At 75.1% G+C, this 16,283-nt stretch carries 17 protein-coding genes; 8 read left to right on the top strand and 9 right to left on the bottom strand.

The features are described from left to right. Window positions 1–27: 27 nt before the first annotated feature. The gene (locus R2737_03035) at window positions 28–384 is read right to left on the bottom strand and encodes a DoxX family protein (protein MEZ5115222.1); all 357 of its coding nucleotides are present in this window, start codon (window positions 382–384) and stop codon (window positions 28–30) included. A gap of 50 nt (window positions 385–434) precedes the next feature. Here R2737_03035 and R2737_03030 point away from each other — a divergent pair, with 50 nt between their 5' ends. Next, a complete protein-coding gene (locus tag R2737_03030; protein MEZ5115221.1) occupies window positions 435–1,181 on the top strand; it encodes a DUF1707 domain-containing protein in 747 nt (248 codons plus the stop codon). Here the strand turns inward: R2737_03030 and R2737_03025 are convergent. The 3 genes from R2737_03025 to glpX are packed head-to-tail and all read right to left on the bottom strand — an operon-like array spanning window position 1,178 to window position 5,131. Next, window positions 1,178–3,142: an alpha-amylase family glycosyl hydrolase gene (locus R2737_03025; GenBank protein MEZ5115220.1), complete on the bottom strand. Its 1,965-nt coding sequence runs from the start codon at window positions 3,140–3,142 to the stop codon at window positions 1,178–1,180. The two genes, R2737_03030 and R2737_03025, sit on opposite strands and share 4 nt — an antisense overlap. After that, a complete protein-coding gene (locus R2737_03020) occupies window positions 3,139–4,110 on the bottom strand; it encodes a carbohydrate kinase (GenBank protein MEZ5115219.1) in 972 nt (323 codons plus the stop codon). Before R2737_03020 ends, R2737_03025 begins: the two co-directional genes overlap by 4 nt. Before the next feature lie 4 nt (window positions 4,111–4,114). Then, window positions 4,115–5,131, bottom strand: coding sequence for a class II fructose-bisphosphatase (gene glpX / locus R2737_03015; protein ID MEZ5115218.1), 1,017 nt, complete (start codon window positions 5,129–5,131; stop codon window positions 4,115–4,117). 191 nt (window positions 5,132–5,322) lie between these two features. Here glpX and R2737_03010 point away from each other — a divergent pair, with 191 nt between their 5' ends. The 5 genes from R2737_03010 (at window position 5,323) to R2737_02990 (ending at window position 9,063) form a co-directional block, all read left to right on the top strand. Further along, complete coding sequence (locus tag R2737_03010; GenBank protein ID MEZ5115217.1) at window positions 5,323–5,718, top strand: helix-turn-helix transcriptional regulator; 396 nt, start codon at window positions 5,323–5,325, stop codon at window positions 5,716–5,718. Beyond that, complete coding sequence (modA, locus tag R2737_03005; GenBank protein ID MEZ5115216.1) at window positions 5,708–6,517, top strand: molybdate ABC transporter substrate-binding protein; 810 nt, start codon at window positions 5,708–5,710, stop codon at window positions 6,515–6,517. Before R2737_03010 ends, modA begins: the two co-directional genes overlap by 11 nt. Further along, on the top strand, window positions 6,514–7,368 hold the full coding sequence (locus tag R2737_03000) for an ABC transporter permease (protein MEZ5115215.1): 855 nt from the start codon (window positions 6,514–6,516) through the stop codon (window positions 7,366–7,368). Before modA ends, R2737_03000 begins: the two co-directional genes overlap by 4 nt. Next, window positions 7,365–8,441, top strand: a complete 1,077-nt coding sequence (locus R2737_02995; GenBank protein MEZ5115214.1) for an ABC transporter ATP-binding protein — start codon at window positions 7,365–7,367, stop codon at window positions 8,439–8,441. Before R2737_03000 ends, R2737_02995 begins: the two co-directional genes overlap by 4 nt. 73 nt (window positions 8,442–8,514) lie before the next feature. Further along, entirely contained in the window at window positions 8,515–9,063 is a 549-nt protein-coding gene (locus R2737_02990) for a DUF4245 domain-containing protein (GenBank protein ID MEZ5115213.1), read from the top strand. 50 nt (window positions 9,064–9,113) lie between these two features. Here the strand turns inward: R2737_02990 and R2737_02985 are convergent, their stop codons facing one another. Together R2737_02985 and xseA are read right to left on the bottom strand one after the other, a co-directional pair. Continuing rightward, entirely contained in the window at window positions 9,114–9,401 is a 288-nt protein-coding gene (locus R2737_02985) for an exodeoxyribonuclease VII small subunit (protein ID MEZ5115212.1), read from the bottom strand. A 10-nt stretch (window positions 9,402–9,411) separates the two neighbouring features. Further along, on the bottom strand, window positions 9,412–10,617 hold the full coding sequence (gene xseA / locus R2737_02980; GenBank protein MEZ5115211.1) for an exodeoxyribonuclease VII large subunit: 1,206 nt from the start codon (window positions 10,615–10,617) through the stop codon (window positions 9,412–9,414). A gap of 64 nt (window positions 10,618–10,681) precedes the next feature. Here xseA and R2737_02975 point away from each other — a divergent pair, with 64 nt between their 5' ends. Beyond that, window positions 10,682–11,644 (top strand): 4-hydroxy-3-methylbut-2-enyl diphosphate reductase, encoded by a 963-nt coding sequence (locus R2737_02975; GenBank protein MEZ5115210.1) that lies wholly within the window; start codon window positions 10,682–10,684, stop codon window positions 11,642–11,644. Window positions 11,645–11,692: 48 nt separating this feature from the next. Here the strand turns inward: R2737_02975 and R2737_02970 are convergent, their stop codons facing one another. Both R2737_02970 and R2737_02965 read right to left on the bottom strand, forming a co-directional pair. After that, window positions 11,693–13,000 (bottom strand): DUF6542 domain-containing protein, encoded by a 1,308-nt coding sequence (locus R2737_02970; GenBank protein MEZ5115209.1) that lies wholly within the window; start codon window positions 12,998–13,000, stop codon window positions 11,693–11,695. Between the two features lie 16 nt (window positions 13,001–13,016). Then, window positions 13,017–14,348: a DNA recombination protein RmuC gene (locus tag R2737_02965; GenBank protein MEZ5115208.1), complete on the bottom strand. Its 1,332-nt coding sequence runs from the start codon at window positions 14,346–14,348 to the stop codon at window positions 13,017–13,019. Between the two features lie 125 nt (window positions 14,349–14,473). Between R2737_02965 and ychF the strand changes: the two genes are divergently transcribed. Next, window positions 14,474–15,547: a redox-regulated ATPase YchF gene (gene ychF, locus R2737_02960; GenBank protein MEZ5115207.1), complete on the top strand. Its 1,074-nt coding sequence runs from the start codon at window positions 14,474–14,476 to the stop codon at window positions 15,545–15,547. Window positions 15,548–15,684: 137 nt separating this feature from the next. Here the strand turns inward: ychF and R2737_02955 are convergent, their stop codons facing one another. Beyond that, on the bottom strand, window positions 15,685–16,275 hold the full coding sequence (locus tag R2737_02955; GenBank protein ID MEZ5115206.1) for an alpha/beta hydrolase: 591 nt from the start codon (window positions 16,273–16,275) through the stop codon (window positions 15,685–15,687). Window positions 16,276–16,283 lie beyond the last annotated feature (8 nt).

Below are 16,283 nucleotides of genomic sequence, written 5' to 3'. Positions count from 1 at the left end.
CCGCGCCCCGTTCCGGCCGCGCGCTCGTCAGGGCATCGTCTCCAGGCGCAGCACCAGCGCGACCGCGGTGAGCGCCAGCAGGACCAGGGGCAGGATCACCCGCGGGGCCTCGTCCTTCGCACGCAGGTGCCAGCCCACCGCGAGCAGCAGCTGGACGGCCAGACCCGCGGCGGCGGCGACCCCGAGCCACGGCAGCCAGAACCCCGCCACCAGCCCGACGGCGGCCGCCGTCTCCGTCGCCCCCGCCAGCCGGATGACCGGGTCCCCGCCGCCGAGCCGGCGGAACTGCTGGCGCGCCCCCACCGTCAGCCGCAGCTTGGGGATCGCGGCGGCCAGCACCGCCATGACGAGGACGCCGGTCACGATCCCGTAGGCGGTCGTCATGGTGTCCCTTCGTCCGGGCCGGCAGGCGCCGCCACGCTAGCGTCGGGGCCGTGACCGAGTCGCCGCCGCCCCCGCCCGCCTCGTCCGAGCCGGACCGGCCGGTCCCGGCGTCGCCCGCCGGACCCGGGGGCCTGCGCGCCTCCGACACCGACCGCGAGCGCTACGTCGCGGTGCTGCGGGAGGCGTACGCCGAGGGCCGGCTGCAGCGCGAGGAGTACGAGGAGCGGATGGACGCCGCCTACCGAGCGCGCACGTACGACGACCTCGCCGGGCTGGTCACGGATCTGCCGGTGGGGCACGGAACGCTGCCGGCGGTCCCCCGGCAGGCGGGCCCGCCGGTCCCCCCGCACGCGTCGGCCCCGCACGGCACCGTGCAGCCGGGTGGCGCCTGGGGCATCGAGGTCGCGCCCGCGGGCACCGCCGCGCCGGCCGCCGGGCCCGCGATCGCCGTCTTCGGCGGCGAGGAGCGCAAGGGCCGGTGGGTCGTGCCCGGTGAGCTGACCGCGTTCGCGATGTTCGGCGGGGTCGAGCTCGACCTGTCCTCCGCGGTGCTCGAGCGGAACGAAGTCACCATCACCGCGACCGCGATCTTCGGGGGTGTCGAGATCGTCGTCCCGCACGGGGTCGAGGTCCGGCTGGAGGGGTTCGCGGTCTTCGGCGGACGTTCCGCCCCCTCGGACACGGTGGTGCCACCGGCCGGCGGTCCCGTCGTTCGGGTCGTCGGCGTCGCCATCTTCGGCGGGATCGACATCAAGCGCCCGAAGACCCCCGCGCTGCCGCCCGGTCCCTCGGCCTAGCTGCTGCGCGACTCGTCCACCAGCCAGCGGACGGCGTACGGCGGCAGGTGGATCCAGCCGTCGTGCACCTCCGGGACCCGGTCGTGCAGCAGGTCGAACGGCCTGCCCACCCCGTACGCGGCCACCTCGTCCAGGTGAACGGCGCGGTCCTGCTCGGACAGGTTGAACAGCTCCACCACGGTCGCGGCCGCGTGCCGCCGCACGAACACCGCGACGGCGGGATCGGCGGCTGCGAGCACGGTGGTCCCGACCGACGCGTGCAGCGCCTCGGTCGCCCGGCGCACCGCGACCAGGTGGCGCACCCCCGAGAACACCCGCCCCATCACCGTGTGGTGGTCATGACGCTCCTGGACCAGGTGCCACGGCATCGGCGGCCGGTGCATCCACCGGTTGTCGTCGCGATGCGGTGGCTCGTCCAGGTAGGACAGGTCGTTGAGCAGGCCCAACTCGTCGCCCATGTAGAGCAGCGGCAGCCCGCCGAAGCCGAGGACCATCGCGTAGCCGCACAGCAGGCGTCCGATCGCGAGATCGAGCGCCGCCGGATCGCCGTGCTCCCAGGCGATCTCGACCCCCGCCAGGCTCGCGGCGGAGCCGCTGACCCGCCGGTCCCCGGTGAGCTCGTTGGGCTGGAACTCGGCGCCGCGGGCGAACGTGCCGGGGAACTCGCCGGTGTAGAAGCGCGAGAGGAACGCGCGGTGGTCGTAGCCGTTCCAGCCGACTGCGGCTGCGTCGGCGTCGTCGATGGCCCAGCCGATGTCGTCGTGGCAGCGCAGGTAGGTCGCCCACGACGCGGTCACCGGGATCACCGGGAACCGCTTGAGCGCCTGCGCCATCAGTCGCGCGTCCCGGGTCGCCAGCGACGACCAGATCTGCACCATCAGGCTGTTGTGGTAGGCCAGGTCCGACACCCGGCCGGCGTGCGCCCCGGTGCCCAGGTAGGCCACCAGCTGGTCCGGACCGACGATGGCCTCGGCCTTGAACACCAGGGACGGCGCGGCCATGTGGGCGATCGCGCGCAGCGCCTGGGTGAGGTCGTGTACCTCCGGCTGGTTCTGGCAGTCGGTGCCCATCCGCTTCCAGGTGAACGCGATCGCGTCCAGCCGCAGGCAGTCCACGCCCCGGTTGGCGAGGTACAGCACGATGTCGGCGTACTCGCAGAACACGTCCGGGTTGGCCCAGTTGACGTCCCACTGCCAGGAGTTGAACGTCGTCCAGACCCAGCCGGACAGGTCGTCGTCCCAGGTGAAATTGCCCGGGGCGAACGCGGGGAACACCTCCGGCAGCGTCCGCTCGTAGCGGTCCGGGACCGTGCGGTCGGGGAACACGTAGAAGTAGTCGCGGTAGTGCGGGTCGCCCGCGCGGGCCGCCTCGGCCCAGGCGTGCTCGCGCGCGACGTGGTTGAGGACCAGGTCCAGGGTGAGCGAGATGCCCGCCTCGTGCAGGTCCTCGGCCAGCCGCTCGAGGTCGGCCATGGTGCCCAGGTCGGAGCGCACCGCGCGGTAGTCGGCCACGGCGTAGCCACCGTCGTTGGGCGCGGGACGTGGTTGCAGCAGTGGCATCAGGTGCAGGTAGGTGACCCCCAGCTCGGACAGGTACGGGATGTGCTCGCCCACGCCGCGCAGGGTGCCGGCGAAGCGGTCCGCGTAGGCGGCGTAGCCGAGGGCGTCGCTGCGCTGGAACCAGTCCGGGTTGAGCAGGCGCTGCCGGTCCCGCCCGCGCAACCGGGCCGACCGGCCGAGGTGCGCGGCGGCGACCAGGTCGACCACCCGGGGCAGCACCTCCGCCACCGGGTAGACCGCGGCCAGAGCCACGGCGAGGTCGTCGGCCCAGCGGTCGTAGCGGTCCAGGACGTCGCCGAGGTCCGGGTCGCCGGCGAGGGCCTCCGCCAGCCTCGATCGGCCGGCGGCCACGGTGTCGGCGTACGGCGGAGCCGCTCGCTCGGGCGGGTGCGCGGGCGTCACGGGGTGGGCTCGGCGGCGAGGAAGGCGTCGAGCTCGGCCGCCGTGGGCGGGTCGCAGCCGGGGCGGGTGCAGGTGAGCGCGGCGGCGGCCGCGGCCGTGTGCAGCACGTCCCCCAGGGCGTCGGCGGACAGCGCGCGCAGCCGCGCGGACGGGCCTGCCCCCAGCGCGTCCCGGGCGGCGAGTCCATGCAGCAGGCCGGCGGTGAACGTGTCGCCCGCGCCCACGGTGTCGCTCACGCGCACGCCGGGAGCGGCGCGGTCCACGACGGCGTCGGCCGTGATCCCGAGCGGGCCGTCCGCCCCGCGGGTCACGACGACCAGGTCGGCCCCGAGTCCGAGCCAGCGGGCGGCCACCTCGGTCAGCCCGGTCCCCGGGTAGAGCCAGGCCACGTCCTCGTCGCTGGCCTTCACCACGTGGGCGGCCGCGACGGCCCCCTCGACCGCCGCCCGCCCCTGGTCGGGCGTCCCCATCAGCGCCGCTCGCACGTTGGGGTCGTACGACACCGTGGTGGCATCGGCCGCCCGGGTTCGGTGCAGCAGGTCCAGCACGGGTGCCGCGCTCGGCGGCAGCCAGGACGCCAGTGAGCCGGTGTGCAGGGCCGCTGCGTCGGTGGGGGTCGCGGCGAGCTCCGCCGCGGTCCACTGCCAGTCGCTGGTGCCCTCGGTCCAGAACCCGTAGCGGGCGTGCCCGAGCTCGTCCAGCGTCACCAGGGCCAGCGTGGACGGCTGGTCGGCGCGGACCGCGTACGCGAGCCCGACCCCGTTGTCCCGGACGTGCCGCTCGCAGCGGTCGCCGAGAGCGTCGCCGCCGAACCGGGCCATCAGTTCGACGTGGTCACCGAGGCGCGCGAGGGCCAGCGCCACGTTGGCGGGGCTGCCGCCGGGCACCGGGCGCAGGTCGCCGTCGGACTGCTCCAGGAGGTCGACGACGACCTCCCCCAGGACCACCAGCATCGGACCGGCCGGCACCGGATCAGCCGGCGCCGTCGAAGTCGACCGAGGAGTAGCGGCCGAGCTTGTCGAGCTGGTGCTCGCTGAGCACCTCGCGGATCGTGCCGCTCTTGCTGCGCATGACGATCGAGTGGGTCAGCGCGCGGTGCGGGCGGTAGCGCACGCCCTTCATGATCTCGCCGTCGGTGATCCCGGTGGCGCAGAAGAACACGTTGTCGCCGGTGACCAGGTCGTCGGTGAGCAGGACCTCCTCGAGGTCGAGGCCCGCGTCGATCGCCTTGGCCCGCTCGTCGTCGTCGCGCGGCCACAGCCGCCCCTGGATCACGCCGCCGAGGCACTTGATCGCGCAGGCCGCGATGATGCCCTCCGGCGTGCCGCCGATGCCGAGCAGCAGGTCGACGCCGGTGCCGTCGCGGACGGCCATGACCGCCCCCGCGACGTCGCCGTCGGTGATGAACTTGATCCGGGCGCCCGCCTCGCGGACCTCGTGGACGATCCGCTCGTGCCGGGGCCGGTCCAGGATGCAGACCGTGAGGTCGCCGATGCTCTCGCCCTTCGCCTTCGCGATCCAGCGCAGGTTGCTGCGGATCGGCGCGGTGATGTCGACGACGTCGGCCGCCTCCGGCCCGGTGACCAGCTTCTCCATGTAGAAGACCGCCGAGGGGTCGTACATCGCCCCGCGCTCCGCCACCGCGAGCACCGAGATCGCGTTGGCCATGCCCTTCGCGGTCAGCGTCGTGCCGTCGATTGGGTCGACCGCGACGTCGCACTCCGGACCGGTGCCGTCGCCGACCTGCTCGCCGTTGAACAGCATCGGGGCGTTGTCCTTCTCGCCCTCGCCGATGACCACGACGCCGTCCATGGACACGCTGCCGATCAGCGAGCGCATCGCGTTGACCGCGGCCCCGTCGGCGTCGTTCTTGTCCCCGCGGCCCACCCAGCGGGCGGCCGCCATCGCGGCGGCCTCGGTGACGCGGACCAGTTCCAGGGCCAGGTTGCGGTCGGGTGCCTCGGGCTGGCCGACACGGCCGGGGTTCATGGGGTGACCCCTCCTCGCTGCGACTGCTGCGGCGGTCGTACGCCACCGGGGACGTTGGCGCCCCGGACGGGCTCAGCGTATCGGCCGGGGCAGGGGCGTCGCCGGGTCCCGGGGTCGAATCCGTGGTGCCCGCGGATACGGAACTCCAGACGGTGCGCGTAGATGCAGATACGGGTCTAGGGTGCCGATCCATGCCGTACTTCCGGATCAGTCAGGCGGCCGGCCTGCTGGGTGTCAGCGACGACACCGTCCGCCGGTGGGTGGACCGCGGCAGCCTGCCGGCGGAGCGCGACGAGGCGGGTCGGCTGGTGGTGGACGGGGTGGAGCTGGCCCGGGTCGCGCAGGCGGCGGCGGACACGCCGACGCCGGGCGGCCGCTCCTCGGCGCGCAACCGGTTCACCGGCCTGGTGACGCGCGTCGTGCGCGACACCGTGATGGCGCAGGTGGACGTCCAGGCCGGCCCGTTCCGGATGGTGGCGCTGGTCAGTGCCGAAGCGGTGGACGACCTCCGGCTGGAGCCGGGGTCGTTGGTCGTGTGCACGGTCAAGGCCACCAACCTGGGCCTGGAGGTGCCGGATGCCGACTGAGCGGCAGCGGGCGCTGCGGGGGCACCGCCGGGTCGCTGCGCTGGGGGCGATCGCGCTGGCCGTGAGCCTGGGGTTGGCCGGGTGCGGGGGTGGCGCCGGGGGTTCGGAGGGCTCCGGCGGCAGCGGGTCGGGCACCGTGACCGTGCTCGCCGCGGCGTCCCTCACCGAGGCCTTCGAGGCGCTGGCGGAGACCTACCGGTCCGAGCACCCCGGCGTCGACCTGCGGCTGTCGTTCGGTCCGAGCTCCGGGCTGGCGCAGCAGGTGGTCGCCGGCGCCCCGGCCGACGTGTTCGCGGCAGCGAGCGACGCGACGATGGCGACAGTGGTGGACGCGGGCGCAGCGGCCGGAACGCCTGCCGTCTTCGCCACCAACCGGCTCGCGATCGTCACCCCCGCGGACTCGACCCGGGTCGGCTCGCTCCAGGACCTCGCGGCGCCCGGGGTCTCCGTCGCGGTCTGCCAGGAGCAGGTCCCCTGCGGGGCGGCGACCGCCGAGATGCTGCAGCGTGCCGGCGTCCCGGTCGAGGCGGCGACGTACGAGGCCGACGTCAAGGCGGTGCTCACGAAGGTCACGCTGGGCGAGGTGGACGCGGGCGTGGTCTACGTGACCGACGCCCGCGCCGCGGGGGACCGCGTCCGCGTGGTGGACGTACCGGACGACGTCAACGTCACCACCTCCTACCCGATCGCGGCGCTGGCGGAGGCGGCCGACCCGGACGCGGCCGCCGACTTCGTGGACCTGGTGCTGTCCGAGCAGGGGCGCGCGGCGCTGGCCGCCGCGGGATTCGGGTCGCCGTGAGCGCGTCCCTCGGCACCGGCACCAGCACCGACGTCAGCGGGACGCGGGTACGGCGGGAGACGCGGGCGCGACCGCCCTGGCTGCTGTCCGTCCCGGCGGTGCTGGCGGTCGCGTTCCTCCTCGTCCCGCTCGTGGGCCTGCTGCTGCGGGCACCGTGGTCCTCCCTGCCGGACCTGCTCACCGAGCCCGCCGTGGTGGAGGCCCTGCGGCTGTCGGTCCTCACCGCCACGGCAGCGACCGCGCTGTCGCTCGTCCTGGGGCTGCCGCTGGCGTGGGTGCTGGCCCGGGTGCCGTTCCGCGGTCGCGGCCTGGTGCGCGCGCTGGTGTTGTTGCCGCTGGTGCTGCCGCCCGTCGTCGGGGGAGTGGCGCTGCTGCTCGCCTTCGGCCGACGCGGGGTCGTCGGCGGTCCGCTGTACGAGCTCACCGGCTTCTCGCTGCCCTTCACCGCCTGGGCGGTGGTGCTCGCGGAGGCGTTCGTGGCGATGCCGTTCCTGGTGATCACCGTGGAGGGCGCGCTGCGCTCGGCCGACCCGCGCTACGAGGAGGCCGCGGCGACCCTGGGTGCGTCGCCGTGGCGGGTGTTCCGGCGGGTGACCGTGCCGATGGTGGCCCCGGCGCTGGTGGCGGGCACGGTGCTGTGCTGGGCCCGTGCGCTGGGCGAGTTCGGTGCGACGATCACCTTCGCGGGCAACGTACCTGGGCGCACCCAGACCATGCCGCTGGCCGTCTACCTCGCGCTGGACACCGACCCCGACGCGGCTTTCGCTCTCAGCCTCGTCCTGCTCGTGGTGTCCGTGACCGTCCTGGTCGCGCTCCGCGGCCGCTGGGCGTCGGCGGGTGCGTTCCGGTGACCGCGGATGGCGGTGCCGAACCCGGGCTGGTGGCCCACATCCGGTTGCAGCGCAGCGACTTCCGGCTGGAAGCGGACGTGCGGGTCGCGCCCGGCGAGGTCGTGGCCGTGCTCGGCCCCAACGGAGCGGGCAAGAGCACGCTGCTGCGGGCGCTGGCCGGGCTGGTGCCGCTGGCGTCGGGCTTCGTCCGCGTCGACGGGCAGCCGTGGGACGAGCCGGACCGCGGCGTGTTCGCACCGCCGGACCGCCGCGCCGTCGGGATGGTGTTCCAGGACCACCTGCTGTTCCCGCACCTGACCGTGGCGGACAACGTGGCCTTCGGGCCGCGGATGCGGGGGGAGGGCCGCGCGGTGGCGCGGACCGAGGCACTGGAGTGGCTGGGGCGGGTGGGCCTGGCCGAGCTGGCCGAGCGTCGCCCCCGGACGCTGTCCGGGGGGCAGGCACAGCGGGTCGCGCTCGCCCGCGCGCTGGCCACCCGGCCCCGGCTGCTCCTGCTGGACGAGCCGTTGGCCTCGCTGGACGTGGCCGCGCGCTCCGACGTCCGGACCGTGCTGCGCGACCATCTCGCGGCTGCGGGACCGCCGGTGCTGGTGGTGACGCACGACCCGCTGGACGCGTTCGTGCTGGCCCGCCGGGTGCTCGTGGTCGAGGACGGGCGGGTGTCCGACGACACCACCCCGGCGGAGCTGGTGCGGCGGCCGAGGACCGACTACGCCGCGCGGGTGCTGGGCCTGAACCTGCTGCGCGGCGACGCCGCCGGCGGGTCGGTGGTGCTGGGGGACGGCACCCGGTGGATCGGCGACCACTCCGCGCAGGGGTCCGTGCTGCTGTGCTTCCCCCCGCGCGCGGTCACCCTGCACCGGCAGCCCCCCGAGGGCAGCGCGCGCAACGTGCTGCAGGTCGACGTCGCGGACCTGCAGCGCCATGGCGACCTGGTCCGCGTGTCGCTGGCGGGCCCCACCCCGCTCGCGGCCGACGTGACCCCGGGGGCAGTGGCGGCCCTGGAGCTGGCCCCGGGCTCCCGGCTGTGGGCGACCGTGAAGGCGGCCGAGGTGGAGGTCTACCCGGCCTAGGGGCCTGCTGCCCGCGGCACGGGTCGGCGACCCCCGTCGGGCGCGAGGGGCGCCGGTCAGGGACCATGGCCCGGTGAGCGAGGGCAGACCGCGGGCGAGCCGGACCGTGAGCGACATGGTCCGGTCGATGCTGGTCGTCCTCGTCGTGGTCGGCCTGCTGCTGCTGGTGACCTGGCGGCCGCAGCCGGAGGCGGTCAAGGCCGTGGACTACGGCCCGGTCCTGATCCGGGCTCAGTCGGAGGCGGAGTACCCGGTGCTCGTGCCCGCCGGCCTCGGCGACGGGTGGCGGGTGACCAGTGCCCGGTGGGAGCCGACCGAGGAGTCCGACCCCGACCCGGCCTGGCACCTGGGATACGTCACCCCGGACGACCAGTACCTGCAGGTCGCCCAGTCGGCCACCGACCGGTCGAGCTACGTCGAGGAGCAGACCGCCGACGGCCGACCCGCCGGGGAGTCCGACGTGGACGGCACGACCTGGCAGCGGTACGAGTCGCCGGACGCCCAGCGGCGCTCGCTGGTGACGGTGGTCGACGGCGTCACCGTCGTGGTCTCCGGCACGGTGGACTGGGACCTGCTGGAGCGGGTCGCCGGCTCGCTCGCGGAGCCCGCTGTCACCGCCTGAGCCATCCGCCCCGCTCCGCCCCCGTTCTGCTCACCCCGTCCTCTGCGGGACTAGAAGGGGGCCTCGTCCTCGGGGTCTGCGGTCCCCGCTGGGGGCCGCTCGGCGGCCGTGGCGGTAGCGCGGGCGGCGTCGATCCGGGCCCGCGCGCCGTCCAGCCAGCGCTGGCAGACCGAGGCGAGGGCCTCGCCGCGCTCCCACAGCGCCAGCGACTCCTCCAGCGTCCCCGCGCCGGACTCCAGCCGCTGCACCACGGCCGCCAGGGCGTCGCGGGCCTGCTCGTAGCTGAGTGCCTCGGGCTCGGGGCCGCCCGGCAGGGCGTCGGCGGGGGTCGCGGTCACGGCAGGAACCCTAGGTCCGCCGCGCGCCGAACGCGCCGCCGGACACCCGGATCCGTACGTCGTCCCCGGTCTCCACCTGGGCGGGGTCCCGGACCACCGCGCCGGCCTCGGTCTGCACGACGGCATACCCGCGGTCCAGCGTCGCGGCAGGAGACAGGGCGCGGACCCGGGCCCGGACGTGCTCGAGGTCGTCCACAGCCCGGTCCACCCGTACGTCCACCGCGCGCAGCGCCCGCTGGGCGAGCCCCTCGACGTCGGACCGCCGGGACGCGAGCAGGCTGTCCGGGTCGGACAGCGCCGGACGCCGCCGTACGTCCGCCAGCCAGCGCTCCTCCCCGGCGACCCGCTGCGCCCACGCCCGGCGCACCCGGGCCAGGCCGCTGGCGATCCGCTCGGTCTCCTCGCGGTGGTCGGGCACTACTCGCTTGGCGGCATCGGTCGGCGTGGAGGCGCGCAGGTCGGCGACGAGGTCGACCAGCGGCGTGTCCTGCTCGTGGCCGATGGCGCTGACGACCGGGGTCCGGCAGGCGGCGACCGCGCGTACCAGGGCCTCGTTGCTGAACGGCAGTAGGTCCTCGACGCCCCCGCCCCCCCGGGTGACGATCACCACGTCGACGTCGGGCAGCGCGTCGAGCTCCTGCAACGCGGCGACCACCTGACTGACCGCCTGGACCCCCTGGACCGCCACCTCGCGGACCTCGAAGTCGACCGCGGGCCAGCGCGCCCGGGCGTTGACCAGCACGTCGCGCATGGCGGCGCTGTTGCGACCGCACACCAGGCCCACCCGGCGGGGCAGGAACGGCAGCGGCCGCTTGCGCTCGGCCGCGAACAGGCCCTCCGCGGCCAGCAGCCCCTTGAGCCGCTCCAACTCGGCGAGCAGCGCCCCGAGTCCCACCGGCCGGATCTCGCTGGCCCGCAGCTGCAGCTGGCCGCGACCGGTCCAGAACTCCGGCTTCGCGAGCAGCACGACACGCTGGCCCTCGGCCAGCGGCGGCGAGACCGCGTCCACCACCGCGCTCCGGGTCACCACGGTCAGCGACATGTCCGCATCGGTGTCGCGCAGCGTGATCCACACGGTGGGGGCGCCGGGGCGGCGGGACAGCTGGGCCACCTGCCCGTCGACCCAGACCTGCCCCAGCCGGGCGACCCAGCCGGCGATCCCCTGCGCGACGGTGCGGACCGCGGCCGGGTGCTCGGGTGATGTGTCGAGGCCCACGCGGGGGAGCGTACGCAGCCTGCGCCCGGGGGCGGCTCTCGCCGGGCGCACTTACGATGGCCGCATGCCCACCGGTCGCAAGGTCCTGCTCGCCGCGCCCCGCGGCTACTGCGCGGGTGTCGACCGCGCCGTGGTCACCGTCGAGAAGGCGTTGGAGCTGTACGGCGCGCCGGTGTACGTGCGCAAGGAGATCGTGCACAACAAGTACGTGGTCGACGTGCTGACGAAGCGGGGCGCGGTCTTCGTTGAGGAGACCGACGAGGTCCCGGAGGGCTCGGTCGTCGTCTTCTCCGCGCACGGGGTGGCCCCGGTCGTGCACGACGAGGCCGATGCGCGCAACCTCAAGACCATCGACGCCACCTGCCCGCTGGTGAGCAAGGTGCACTCCGAGGCCCGCCGGTTCGCGCACGACGGTTACCGGATCCTCCTCATCGGGCACGAGGGCCACGAGGAGGTCATCGGCACCACCGGCGAGGCGCCCGAGCACATCACCCTGGTGGACGGCCCCTCGCACGCCGACGAGATCGAGATCGGCCCGGACGAGAAGGTCGCCTGGCTGTCGCAGACCACGCTGTCGGTCGACGAGACGCTGGAGACGGTGGCACGGCTCAAGGCGCGGGTGCCGCAGCTGATCGACCCGCCCAGCGACGACATCTGCTACGCCACCCAGAACCGCCAAGCGGCGGTCAAGGTGATCGCCCCGCGCTGCGACGTCCTCATCGTCGTGGGCTCCGGTAACTCGTCGAACTCGGTCCGGTTGGTCGAGGTCGGGCTGGAGGCGGGCGCCCGGACGGCGTACCGCGTGGACACCGCCGATGAGATGGACGAGGCCTGGATCGCGGACGCGGGGACGGTGGGCGTCACCAGCGGCGCGTCGGTCCCGGAGGTCCTGGTCCGGGGCGTGCTGGAGTGGCTGGCCGAGCGCGGCTACGACGACCTCGAGGAGGTCGACGCCGTGGAGGAGCGGCTGGTGTTCTCGCTGCCGCCGGAGCTGCGCCGCGACCTCAAGGCCGCCGGCAAGGACTGAGCGGCCGGTACGGACCGATCGGCCGGGGCCGGCTGGGCGCTACCGCGGCTACGGCTGGTAGATGCCGGACTTCTTGTAGCGGCGCCGGCGGATCCAGACGATCACCAGCGCGAGGGCGGTGGAGCCGAGGATCCACGGGGCGTTGAAGGACAGCGACTCGAACACCAGCAGCGCCTCCCGGGTGAGCAGGCTGCCGCCGCCGGAGACCGTGAGCTGGCCCGCGGTCAGGGTCGCGGCCAGGAACGCCAGCGGCGGCGCGATGACCGCGACCCACAGGTCCATCGGCCGCACCAGCAGGGCGGCGTAGACCGTCGAGGCGAGCAGTCCCAGCCCGGTGATCCACCGCAGTTCTCCGGTGATGAGCGCGTCGGCGAACCCCACCATGACGGTGACCCCGACCACCACGACCCAGACCCCGGTGGCCGTGAGGCCGCCGCCGGCGTGCATGTGCCCCTCCGTCGCCAGGGATCCCGCAGTGCCTGCGTCGGCTCCGGCGGCCGCACCCGCCGACGTCCCGGCCGCCGGCGGTGCGGCGGGGCCGGGTGCCGCGTCGCCGGGCATGGCCGGGTCTGCGACCCGGTCGTCCCAGGCACCGACCGCGGCACCCGCGGCCGGTGCGGCGGCGCCGGCGGCGACCGTGCCGGAGCTGATGCTGATGACCGGGCGCTGATCGTCGCCGGTCCGGCGGGCCACCGAGCGCAGCGTGGCAAGCGCGTCCGCGGACAGCGCCGGGGTGGCCGCCACCGCGGCGGCCCCCTCCGCCCCGACCGACCGGTACAGCCGACCCTCCCGACCCGTCCCTGCGCCCGCGTCCGCGGCATTGGCCGGGTAGGCCGCGGCGGCCGGCTCGGCATCACCGGGCGGGGCGTGATCCGCGGGTGCGTGCTCGGCTGCCGGTGGGGTAGCGGCGAGTGGCTCAGGCGCGGCGGCCGGGTCCGCCTCGTGCTGCCCCCCGACGACCGGCTCGGGCTGCGCCGTCGCGTCCGGCTTCGGCTCCGGCGGTGCGGACTCCGGCTCCAGGATCCGGACCCGCTCCGGCTCGGGCTGCGCCGCCGCGTGCGGCTCCGGCTCCGGCTCTGGCGCGGGTACGGGCTCCGGCATGGGTTCCGGTTCCGGGTCCGGGTCCGGTTCGGGCGCGGCTGCGGGGGCCGGTGCCGGGGTCGCGGGTCGGTCCTGAGCCGGGGCGGAGGGCGCGGCTGCCCCCGAGGTGCGGACGGACCCGGTCGCCGGTCGTGGCTCGCGCCAGGTGGGGTCCAGCACGGGCGGGGTGTCGGACGGGTCCTCGAACATCGGGTCGTGGGTCGGCCGACCCGACGCCCCGACGGGGCCCTCGTCCTCGGGCCGCTGCGTGCTCACGGGGGGAAACGGTACGTCAGCCGGCGCGCGCATCCGATCGGGGCGCGCCCGAGGCCCCCCAGCCCGCCGCCTCCGCCACGGCTGCGTCCGCCTCCGCGTCGGCGGGCTGGTCCGCGAGCGGGTCCTCCGTCGCGCCCGGATGCGCATCCCCCGTCGCCTCCTCGGTCGCGACCACCGCCACCGCGTCCGCACCCTCCGGCCCGAGCTCGGGGGCCTGGGGCCGGCGGGCGACCCGCTCCACCTGGGCCATCTCCGGCAGCGGCTCGCTGGCCACCCGAAGGTCGGTGAACCGTCGCGCCGACACCAGCACCCGGCCCTCGAGCGAGGCGACGGTGCGGTTGTACTGCCCGACCGCCCCGTCCAGCGCGGTGCCGAGCCGGGACAGGTGGCCGCCCATGGTGGCCAGCCGGGCGTGCAGCTCCCGGCCCAGCTCGTGGATCTCCCGCGCGTTGCGCGCCACCGCGTCCTGCCGCCAGCCGTGGTCCACGGTGCGCAGCAGCGCGAGCAGCGTGGTCGGCGTGGCCAGCACCACGCCCCGCGAGAACGCCCGGTCCAGCAGCGACGGGTCCTGGGCCAGCGCGGCACCCAGCAGCGACTCCGCCGGCAGGAACAGCACGACGAACTCCGGCGTGCCCTCGTACGCCCGCCAGTACTCCTTCGACGCCAGCCGGTCCACGTGAGAGGACACCTCGGCGGCGTGCCGGGCCAGGGCCTCGGTGCGGCCGGCCTCGTCCTCGGCCGCCTCGGCGTCGAGGAAGGCGTGCAGGGACACCTTCGCGTCCACGACCACCTGCTTGTCGTCGGCCAGGTGCACCACCAGGTCCGGGCGCACCGCCCCGTCGTCCGAGCGCCGGGTGTCCTGCTCGACGAAGTGCACGTGCGCCAGCAGCCCGGACACCTCGACCAGCCGGCGCAGCTGCATCTCGCCCCACCGCCCGCGTACCTCGCTGCGGCCCAGGGCCGTGACCAGGCGACCGGCCTCGCGCCGGACGGCCTCGGTCCCGGTCGCCAGGCCGCGTACCTGCTCGGCCAGCTCGGCCTGGGCCGTCAGCCGGGCCCGCTCCGCAGCGGCGACCCGGTCCTCCAACGCCTGCAGCGAACCGGCCACGGGTGCGACCAGGGCGCCCACCTCGTCGCGGCGCGCCACCTCGGCGCGCGCGTGCGCCGCCCGCTCGTCCGCGGCCCGCCGCTCGGCCTCCAGCGTCGCCTGCAGCGCGGCCAGCCGCGGCTCGGCCTCGGCGGTCGCGGACCGCCTCCCCAGCCGCATACCCACGGCCCCTCCCGCTGCGGCGGCGAGCAGCGCGAGGGCGACAGCGAGGAGGAGCGGGAGCAGCCCGGTGGTGTCCATACCCCGAGCATGCCCGGGGGGTCTGACAACGCCCGGGACCCCGCGCGGACCAGGCGTGCCGTCACGGCGTCGCGGCCTCTCGCCCGTGCCTGAGCACCCCGCTCGCGGACCTAGGATGGCGCCCCGTGGCTCTCACCATCGGCATCGTCGGTCTCCCCAACGTCGGCAAGTCCACGCTGTTCAACGCGCTGACCAAGAACGAGGTGCTGGCGGCCAACTACCCGTTCGCGACGATCGAGCCCAACGTCGGCGTCGTGGGCGTTCCCGACCCCCGGCTGGCAGTGCTCGCGGGGATCTTCGGGTCCGAGCGCATCATCCCGGCCACGGTCTCGTTCGTGGACATCGCGGGCCTGGTGCGCGGCGCCAGCGAGGGAGCCGGGCTGGGCAACAAATTCCTCGCCAACATCCGGGAGTCCGACGCCATCTGCCAGGTCCTGCGCGCGTTCACCGACCCCGACGTCGTCCACGTCGAGGGCCGCGTGGCCGCCGAGGAGGACATGGCGACCATCAACACCGAGCTGATTCTGGCCGACCTGCAGACCCTCGACAAGGCGATCCCGCGGCTGCAGAAGGAGGCGCGGATGGCCAAGGACCGGGCCGGTGCCCTCGCCGCGGCGGAGGAGGCCCGAGAGGTGCTCGACGGGGGGACCACGCTCTTCGCGTCCGGCCTCGACCCCGAGCCGCTGCGCGAGCTGTTCCTGTTGACGGCCAAGCCGTTCCTGTACGTCATCAACGTCGACGAGGAGGAACTCGGCGACGAGGCGTTCAAGGCCCGGATCCGCGAGCTGGTGGCCCCCGCCGAGGCCGTGTTCCTGGACGCGAAGCTCGAGGCGGAACTGGCGGAGCTCCCCGACGACGAGGCGCTGGAGCTGCTGCAGTCGGTCGGCCAGGACGAGTCCGGTCTCAACGCCCTCGCCCGGGTCGGGTTCGACACCCTGGGGCTGCAGACCTACCTGACCGCAGGGCCCAAGGAGGCCCGGGCCTGGACGATCCGCAAGGGCGCCACCGCCCCGGAGGCCGCCGGGGTCATCCACACCGACTTCCAGAAGGGCTTCATCAAGGCCGAGGTCGTGTCGTTCGACGACCTGGTCGACGCGGGGTCGATGGCGGAGGTCAGGGCGCGGGGCAAGGCTCGGATGGAGGGCAAGGACTACGTCATGCAGGACGGCGACGTCGTGGAGTTCCGCTTCAACGTGTAGACCGAGCCCGCGGACCGCGCGGCCCCGGTCGTCGGCGCAGCGCATCACGCAGATGTGAGCCCAGTGGTCGTCTCCGGGGCCGATCGGGTGCGGGTAGCAACCACTGGGCTCACATCTGTGGGCGTCGACGTGCCCAGTCAGCGCACGGTCAGGTCCGCGGACGGGTCTGCGACCCAGTCGATGACGCCCTGCCAGGGACCCCAGCCGTCGGACAGGGCCAGGTGGCCGCCACCGGGGATGACCACGGACGGGATCCCGAGTGGCGCCCCGAACGTCGCGTGCAGCCCTGCCGGGGTCCACGGATCTGCGTCGCTACCCACCAGGAGCGCCGAGCGGCTCGCCGCGCGCAGCGCGGACCCCACACCCGGGTCCGCGGGGTCCAGACGGAAGTCCGGGATCTCGTCCAGGAGCGCGGGGGCGGCAGGGGCCACCAGCAGCACCCGGTCCACCGATGTGGGGACGATCTCCTGGGCGCAGGCGTGCAGCCAGGTCAGGCAGCCCAGCGAGTGGGCGACGACGACCCGCTCGGTCACCCCGGCCTCGTCGAGCTGGTGGAGTTCGGCGGCGAGCAGGTCCAGCCAGTCCGCCAGGACGGGCAGGTCCGGGTCGGGGAACTGCGGGTACAGCACGCAGTCGCCCCGGGCCCGGGCGGCGGCCGCGAGCAACCGCTGCCAGTGGCCGGCCGGCCGGACGTTGGTCCAGCCGTGCAGAATCAGCAGCCCGCGCATCGCACCAG

It is taken from the genome of Candidatus Nanopelagicales bacterium (assembly GCA_041393815.1).
In the GTDB taxonomy this organism is placed as follows: Bacteria; Actinomycetota; Actinomycetes; order S36-B12; family JAWKJK01; genus JAWKJK01.
The sequence above is the reverse complement of the archived record's forward strand: the minus strand, read 5'-3'. Positions and strand labels throughout refer to the sequence as shown.

Coding starts and splice junctions, on each gene's coding strand:
- R2737_03035 (MEZ5115222.1), bottom strand. CDS start 384: ATGACGACCGCCTACGGGATCGTGACCGGCGTCCTCGTCATGGCGGTG.
- glpX (MEZ5115218.1), bottom strand. CDS start 5,131: ATGAACCCCGGCCGTGTCGGCCAGCCCGAGGCACCCGACCGCAACCTG.
- R2737_03010 (MEZ5115217.1), top strand. CDS start 5,323: ATGCCGTACTTCCGGATCAGTCAGGCGGCCGGCCTGCTGGGTGTCAGC.
- modA (MEZ5115216.1), top strand. CDS start 5,708: ATGCCGACTGAGCGGCAGCGGGCGCTGCGGGGGCACCGCCGGGTCGCT.
- R2737_02975 (MEZ5115210.1), top strand. CDS start 10,682: ATGCCCACCGGTCGCAAGGTCCTGCTCGCCGCGCCCCGCGGCTACTGC.
- R2737_02965 (MEZ5115208.1), bottom strand. CDS start 14,348: ATGGACACCACCGGGCTGCTCCCGCTCCTCCTCGCTGTCGCCCTCGCG.
- R2737_02955 (MEZ5115206.1), bottom strand. CDS start 16,275: ATGCGCGGGCTGCTGATTCTGCACGGCTGGACCAACGTCCGGCCGGCC.